1 protein-coding gene is annotated in these 442 nt (G+C 29.2%); it reads right to left on the bottom strand.

Features of this window, described 5'->3' with window-relative positions; genetic code table 11:
* The coding region (locus B0A81_RS21780) for a hypothetical protein (RefSeq protein WP_208861329.1) at positions 1-367 on the bottom strand (367 nt) is incomplete at its 3' end.
* Positions 368-442: the final 75 nt, after the last annotated feature.

Here is a 442-nt window from a genome sequence, read left to right as displayed (position 1 = left end):
AAAAGAATCTTTTTAAGTTAAATGAAACTGAATTAAAAACCGTTGCTGCAGTTAGTGTTAATAAAGAAATTATGCTCATGTAGACCATGAATGTATCAGAGTCAATTTTAGAAACAGTATTACGCAGTACGATATATAAAGACCATATTCCCAGATATAATATCGGCTGGTTATACCATAGCTCAACTGATTTTCTGGTAACATTTATAAGGACAAGTATTATAAAAATTAGAGAAAATAAGCAAAAGGCATAATAAGAAGCGAATACGGGATTGAAAAACCAATTGATGTTAAGAAGGCTTCCTGCAATTATCATTAGAAGGAGAACTTCAAATATTCCATCTAAATTCTTTATGAATTTTGTCATTTAATACTTAGTTTTTTTTTGTGCGGCAGTATTTAAAAGAAACGAAGGTATAAGTGAAAGTGAAATAAGACTTTT

This window comes from Flavobacterium plurextorum, from assembly GCF_002217395.1.
Taxonomy (GTDB): domain Bacteria; phylum Bacteroidota; class Bacteroidia; order Flavobacteriales; family Flavobacteriaceae; genus Flavobacterium; species Flavobacterium plurextorum.
This window is presented reverse-complemented; position numbering and strand designations above follow the sequence as displayed.